1 protein-coding gene is annotated in these 1,510 nt (G+C 68.8%); it reads left to right on the top strand.

The window, feature by feature from the left end:
* Positions 1-1,510 (top strand): NAD-glutamate dehydrogenase domain-containing protein (locus CFP71_RS42250; protein WP_143267296.1); only part of this gene is annotated, 1,510 nt, incomplete at both ends.

Raw genomic sequence — 1,510 nt, 5'->3', positions numbered from 1 at the left:
TCGGGCTGCTGATCGACCCGCAGGTCCTCGACCACGCGGACCACGACCTCCGCACCCGCTTCCAGGACGCCTTCCACGCCGCCTGGCGCGGCGACTGCGAGGTCGACGGCTTCAACGGTCTCGTCCTGCGCGCCGGGCTCACCTGGCGCCAGGCGGCCATCCTGCGGGCCTATTCGCGGTACCTGCGCCAGACGAAGATCCCGTTCTCCCAGGAATACATCGAGAACACCGTCCTCGCGCACACCGACATCGCCACCGCGCTGGTGCGGCTGTTCGAGACCCGCTTCGACCTCTCGCTCGGCGACGAGGTCCGCGCGTCGCAGGCCGATCACCTCACCACGGAGATCGGCAAGCTGGTCGACGAGGTGACCAGCCTCGACGAGGACCGGATCCTGCGACGGCTGATGGCGGTCATCCTCGCCACGCTGCGCACGAACTACCACGTCACCGACGGGGACGGGAACTCCCGCCAGTACCTGGCCCTCAAGCTCGACCCGAGCGCGGTGCCCGAACTGCCCGAGCCGCGGCCGAAGTACGAGATCTTCGTGTACTCGCCCCGGATCGAGGGTGTGCACCTGCGCTTCGGCGACGTCGCGCGCGGTGGCCTGCGGTGGTCCGACCGCCGGGAGGACTTCCGCACGGAGATCCTGGGCCTGGTCAAGGCGCAGGCGGTCAAGAACGCCGTCATCGTGCCTGTCGGCGCGAAGGGCGGCTTCGTCGTGAAGCGCCCGCCGACGGCCACAGGTGACCCGGGCCTGGACCGCGACGCCCAGTTGAACGAGGGCATCGCCTGCTACCGGATGTTCATCTCCGGCCTGCTGGACGTGACCGACAACCGTGTCGAGGGCAAGACCGTCCCGGCGCCGGGGGTGGTCCGTCACGACGGCGACGACAGCTACCTCGTGGTGGCCGCGGACAAGGGCACCGCGAAGTTCTCCGACATCGCGAACGAGGTCTCGGCGAACTACGGCTTCTGGCTCGGCGACGCTTTCGCGTCCGGTGGTTCGGTCGGCTACGACCACAAGGCCATGGGCATCACCGCGAAGGGCGCGTGGGAGAGCGTCAAGCGCAACTTCCGCGAGCTGGGCAAGGACACCCAGACCGAGGACTTCACCGTCGTCGGCATCGGCGACATGATGGGCGACGTCTTCGGCAACGGCATGCTGCTCTCGGAGCACATCCGCCTGGTGGCCGCGTTCAACCACCTGCACATCTTCCTCGACCCGACGCCGGATTCGGCCTCCTCGTACGCCGAGCGGCGGCGGTTGTTCGACCTGCCGCGGTCCTCGTGGGAGGACTACGACCGCTCGCTGATCAGCGAGGGTGGCGGGATCTACTCGCGCTCGGCGAAGACGATCCCGGTCAGCCCGCAGGTCCGCGAGGCGCTCGGACTCGCCGAGGACGTCACCACGCTGGCGCCGAACGACCTGATGCAGGCGATCCTGCTGTCGCCGGTCGAACTGCTGTGGAACGGCGGCATCGGCACCTACGTCAAGGCCGAGGGCGAGAG

The organism is Amycolatopsis thailandensis, from assembly GCF_002234405.1.
In the GTDB taxonomy this organism is placed as follows: domain Bacteria; phylum Actinomycetota; class Actinomycetes; order Mycobacteriales; family Pseudonocardiaceae; genus Amycolatopsis; species Amycolatopsis thailandensis.
Note: the sequence above shows the minus strand (reverse complement) of the source record. Positions and strands in the feature narration are given on the sequence as shown.